The sequence below is a fragment of the Aliarcobacter sp. genome, assembly GCF_041672065.1.
Classification (GTDB): Bacteria; Campylobacterota; Campylobacteria; order Campylobacterales; family Arcobacteraceae; genus Aliarcobacter; species Aliarcobacter skirrowii.
Window position 1 is genome coordinate 1 of record NZ_JBAZAH010000080.1, and the last position, 5032, is coordinate 5032.

Below are 5032 nucleotides of genomic sequence, written 5' to 3' on the forward strand. Positions count from 1 at the left end.
GCAAAAAGACCAGAGGATAGAAATGCACTTTTAAATGCAGCTTTAAAAGCTCATCCAAAACTTATGTTTGGAAGTGATAGCGCTCCTCATCCAAAACATAAAAAAGAGTGTTGTGGTTGTGCAGCAGGAGTTTTCACATCGCCTATTGCTTTGCAAGTATTAGTGGAACTTTTTGAAAAACACAGTGCCTTAGAAAATTTAAATAATTTTGTATCAAATAATGCACAAAAAATTTATGGATTAAATTTAGAAGATAAAACTATAAAGTTAGTTAAAAAAGATTTTATAGTTCCAGCTATTTATGAATATAAAGATGAAAAAGTTGTTCCTATGTATGCAGGAAAAACTATATCTTGGAGTATAGAAGAGATTACAAAATAAGCTAAATTTTTTTAGCTTATTGTTGGATTTGAGCTTTTTCTTTCGCTTAGAAGTTTTTTAATATTTTCAGCATTCTCTTTTGCTTTTTGTTCTCTCTCTTCTCTCATTAATCTTAGTGTTTCAAGAGTCTCTTGTTTCTCTTTATCAAGATTTGATAATAACTCTATAGCTTTTCTATTATTTGAAATACCACAACTTGCTAAAAATTTCTCTTTTTTATTTACATAAACTATACTCTCATTTGATTCAGCATTTTTATTAAATACTATAATATCGCCCTCTTTAAGGTTTAATATCTCTAAAGTGCTCATCTCTGTCTCTGCCATAATTGGCTCAATTTTCATTCTAGCACCAGAAATTAAGGTTTTAATATCCTGTTTTCTACTTAGTTTTGTATTTTTACCTTCACTAAATATTTTGTCAACAATTTTATTTAAAAGTGGTTCAATATAAGAGATTGGATAACAAATAGATAAAAATCCTGAATCCTCATCAATAGTTATTTCAAAAACAACAAGTAAAACGATATCGTGATCTGAAACTATTTGAATAGCATTTGCATTTGTATCACTTGATTCAATTTTAAAATTTAAGCTAGAAACATCACTCCAAGTTTTATATAAAATTTTTATAAACATTCTATAAAAATGCTCTAAAATTTTTATCTCTATTTCTGTAAGTTCTCTATCAATACTATCCATAGTATTAACAGCACCACTTCCTAATAAATCAGCAATTACTTTATGTGAAATTGTAGGGTTGCACTCAATTACAATTCTTCCATCAAGTGGTTTCATTGAAAGAGTACTTAAAGATGTAACTTGTGGAATAGATAAGATAAACTCTCCATAAGTCATCTGTTCTATTGACATCAGTTTAACATCAACCATTTTTCTAAGCATTGAGCTTAAATCATTTGTAAACTCTCTTAACATCTTATCATGCATTGTTGTAAGAGCTTTTAACTGATCAAGAGTAACTCTATTTGGTTTTTTGAAATCATAAATAGTAAAACTTTTCTCTTTTGCTGCAAACTTATCAAGAGGATTTGTTCCATCAATATCATCACCTTGCTCAGCAATATCTAAAAGAGCATCTATCTCATCTTGACTTAAAAATTCTGCCATTATTTAACCTCTTAATTCAATATCAACATCAATAGCACCCATTTGCTTAAGCATTTGAAGAGTATCAATTATTTCGCTCATTGGGAGTTTCATAACTTTCATTGAACGAACCAAATCTGAAACTGTAGGATCTTTTTTTGTATTTATCATAGAGTTATTTATATCAACCACAGGTTTATCAGCTATTTTAATTCCATCTCCAACATCAACACCTTTGTTAATTGTCGGATTATTCCAATCTACAACATCTAAATTTGTTTTATCTATTCTAAGAGTAAAACTATCTCTTGATATAGTAATTGGAGTAATTGGAATATCACCTCCAGCAATAACAGCTTCTCTATTTATATCAATAATAAGTTTTTTCTTCACATTTGTCTCTAGTTCTATATTTTCAACTAAAGCTATAAACTCTACTATAGACATATCAGAAGGTTTTATAACATCAATTGTTCTTGTATCTATAGCTTTTGCTATATTATTTTCAAATTTTTCATTTATTTTTTGCTCTATTAAGTGTGCAGTTTTTGCTGAATTTTTATAAAGACTTAGTTGAATTGATTTTTCATCTTGTAAATTAAAATCAATCTCTCCTTCAACTGTTGCACCCTCATAAATAAATCCAGTTGTTTTATTATTTGCGTTTGCTACAACAGTTCCTTGAGCAACCGCATAAACATTTCCATCAACCCCTTTTAATTGAGTCATTAAAAGTTCACCATAATCAATAGATTTTGAATCACCAATAGTTGAAACTGTAACTTTTATTTTATCACCTTGCCTTGCAAATGGTGGTAAATCTGCTGTTACCATAACAGCTGCTATATTTTTTGAATTAATAGAGCCTTGTGGAATTTTTATATAAGAGTTTGTAAGTAGGTTTTGAAGACTTTGCATTGTAAATTTAGATTTATCTCCAGTTCCTGGAAGTCCTACAATAAGACCATAACCTATTAGTTGGTTCTCCCTTATTCCTATAATATTTGAAACATCTTTTATTTTTTGACCAAAAAGTGATGAAATAAGCAAAATTGAAAAAAATAAAATTCTCAAATAAATCCTTTATAAAATTTAAGTTTACATTTTATCAAAAATTTAATAAAAAAAGGTATAATCAAAGTAAAATTTTAAACTATTAGGGCTCAAGATTGAATATTTTTATATATGGAAAAGATGATTTCAGAAAAGATATAAAGAGAATTTTAGGTGAATCTAAAATAGATGAAAAACTACAAAATATATCTATTGCCGAAATTTTAAATTTAGAAGATTTGAAAGAGCAGATTGCCTCAAATCCAGATGATGTTTTTTTAATTGATGATGAAAAAATATTTAAAAAGTCTAAATTTGGATTTTTAAAAGCAAAAGATGCAATAGAAGAGGAGTTTTTACTTCAATGTGGAGTTAGTGAGCTATCTATTGACTCTTTTGAAGAGATTCCAAACTATATTACAAGAAAATATGATAGATTAAATTTTAAAAAAGAGCCTAGTGATAGTGAAATTATAAATGAGGATGATCTTGATAATTTAGTTTTAGCAAAAGATGAGGAAAAAGATTTGAATGTAGACTCAAATCAATCTTTTTTAGAAGATGATATTGTAGATACTGAAAAAAAAGAAGATAATACAAAAGATGAACATACAGATAATTTTGAAGAAGATTTTGGTTTGAATAATATAGAGCTAGACTATGACGATAAGGACTCTTTAACTGATAAAAGTGAAGCTATTGAGAGTATGAAAAATGAAGAAGATATTCTAAATTTAGATAGTTTTATCTCTGAAGATTTTGATATGAATGATTTTAAATTAGATGAAGATTTTGATTTAAATTCAATTGATGAGATGCTTTTAGATAGTGATGATAAAAATATTACTGAAAGTGATGATAAAAATAAAAATGAAGAGTTGTTTGATAACAACAAAGAGAAAGTTTTTATAAATACACCAGAAAACTCTTTAGATTCAAATTTTGATATTGAAAATTTAGATGAAGATAATAATCAAGAAGAGATATTTTTAGGAGATATTGAAAAACAATTAGAAGAGAGTTTAGATTTAGATGAAGTTGATTTAAAAGAGGAGACTCAAGAAGATAATCAAATCAAAAAAGAGTATAATAGTGCAGAAAATGATGTTGTAAAAGAAGAAAATTCTAATTTAAGTATCCAAAAGGAAGATAAAAATATGAATAATTTTTTAGATATAGATAGTATTAGTGAAGCTGATATTCTAGATGCTTTAGGACTTGATAATTCAAAAGATGAAATGAACTCATCTTTGAATAGTGGAAATAATATAGATGATTCAAGTGATAATTTTAAAGCAAGTAGTATAGATTTAAATGCTTCAAATATTGATGATGTTACTGCTTTACTTTCAAAACTTTTGAAAAACAAGAGTGTAGAGTTGTCAATTAAAATAAAAGAGTAGTATGGATTTATTAGCAATTTCACAAAATACTGTAAAAATTATATTACTAATAGGTCTTCCATCATTAATTGTAAGCATGATTATAGGACTTATAATCTCTATATTTTCAGCCGTAACTCAAGTAAACGATGCTTCACTTTCATTTGTTCCTAAAATGATTATTGTATCAGCTTTTATCCTTTTTTCTCTCCCTTGGATTGGTGAACAAATAGGTGGATTTGCATCTGATTTATGGAATCTAATTTTGGTTTTTGGACAATAATTTGATAGAAAAACTTTATAATTTGAAAAAGAGTCAAATAGAGCAAAAACTTATAGAAAAAGCTAGTTTACAACAAGAGATATATCAAATAGATGAAAGCGTTGAAAAATTTACACAAGATATAAATACAGCAACTGTTCAAAAGCTTGGATCAATATCTGACTTTATGGTTTTATCTATGCATAAAAATTCTATTAGATATGAGATAACGAAACTTATAAAAAGAAAAAACGAACTTTTAAAAAAAGTAGAAGCACTATTTTTAGAGATAATTGAACTTCAAAAAGAGAGTGAGCAGTATAAATATATTTTAGAAGAAGAGAAAGAAGAGAGAAGAAAAGCTAAGATGCACGATGAGATGCTACAAAATGAAGAATTTATACAAAGTTCATATATAAGGGGTTAGATTTGATTTTTAGATTTTTAATACTAATGATATTTCCAATATTTCTATTTTCAAATGAAGATAGTAGCGCTTTAACAAAACAAAGATTAGAGATACTTCAACTAAAAGAGGATTTAACACAATTTTATAAAAAAAGAGAAGAAGAGGATTTAGCAAGAAAAAAAGAGATTGAAGATATTCTTAAAAAAATAGAAGATGAGAAAAATAGTATAAATTTAATAAAAGAGCAAAATGAAGAGTTATTAAAAGAGATTAGGGGTCAAATTGTTAGCAAAACAACAAAAATTTATGAACAAATGAAACCAAAAGTAGCTGCTTTAGTGTTTGATCAGATGATATTAGAAGGTAAAATTGAAGAAGTTTTTGATATAATCATTAGATTAAAAGAGTCAAATGTTTCTGTAATTATGAGGTCTTTGAG

Annotated in this window: 6 protein-coding genes and 1 pseudogene; 5 read left to right on the forward strand and 2 right to left on the reverse strand. The window is 26.8% G+C overall.

What is annotated here, in order from left to right; genetic code table 11:
- Positions 1 to 381: pseudogene (locus WC168_RS09170) on the forward strand (dihydroorotase); the annotation flags it as partial.
- An 11-nt stretch (positions 382 to 392) separates the two neighbouring features.
- Here the strand turns inward: WC168_RS09170 and fliM are convergent.
- On the reverse strand, positions 393 to 1508 hold the full coding sequence (gene fliM, locus WC168_RS09175) for a flagellar motor switch protein FliM (RefSeq protein WP_066352873.1): 1116 nt from the start codon (positions 1506 to 1508) through the stop codon (positions 393 to 395).
- Positions 1509 to 1511: 3 nt separating this feature from the next.
- Positions 1512 to 2561, reverse strand: a complete 1050-nt coding sequence (locus WC168_RS09180) for a flagellar basal body P-ring protein FlgI (RefSeq protein ID WP_066162957.1) — start codon at positions 2559 to 2561, stop codon at positions 1512 to 1514.
- Between the two features lie 95 nt (positions 2562 to 2656).
- Here WC168_RS09180 and WC168_RS09185 point away from each other — a divergent pair, with 95 nt between their 5' ends.
- From WC168_RS09185 to WC168_RS09200, 4 genes are all read left to right on the forward strand, one after another.
- Entirely contained in the window at positions 2657 to 3943 is a 1287-nt protein-coding gene (locus WC168_RS09185; protein WP_372618826.1) for a hypothetical protein, read from the forward strand.
- Position 3944: 1 nt separating this feature from the next.
- Positions 3945 to 4205: a flagellar biosynthetic protein FliQ gene (locus WC168_RS09190; RefSeq protein WP_066162951.1), complete on the forward strand. Its 261-nt coding sequence runs from the start codon at positions 3945 to 3947 to the stop codon at positions 4203 to 4205.
- Between the two features lie 22 nt (positions 4206 to 4227).
- Positions 4228 to 4611, forward strand: coding sequence for a hypothetical protein (locus WC168_RS09195; protein WP_372618828.1), 384 nt, complete (start codon positions 4228 to 4230; stop codon positions 4609 to 4611).
- 2 nt (positions 4612 to 4613) lie between these two features.
- On the forward strand, positions 4614 to 5032 hold a 419-nt coding region (locus WC168_RS09200), incomplete at its 3' end, for a hypothetical protein (RefSeq protein WP_372618830.1).

Coding starts and splice junctions, on each gene's coding strand:
- fliM (WP_066352873.1), bottom strand. CDS start 1,508: ATGGCAGAATTTTTAAGTCAAGATGAGATAGATGCTCTTTTAGATATT.
- WC168_RS09190 (WP_066162951.1), top strand. CDS start 3,945: ATGGATTTATTAGCAATTTCACAAAATACTGTAAAAATTATATTACTA.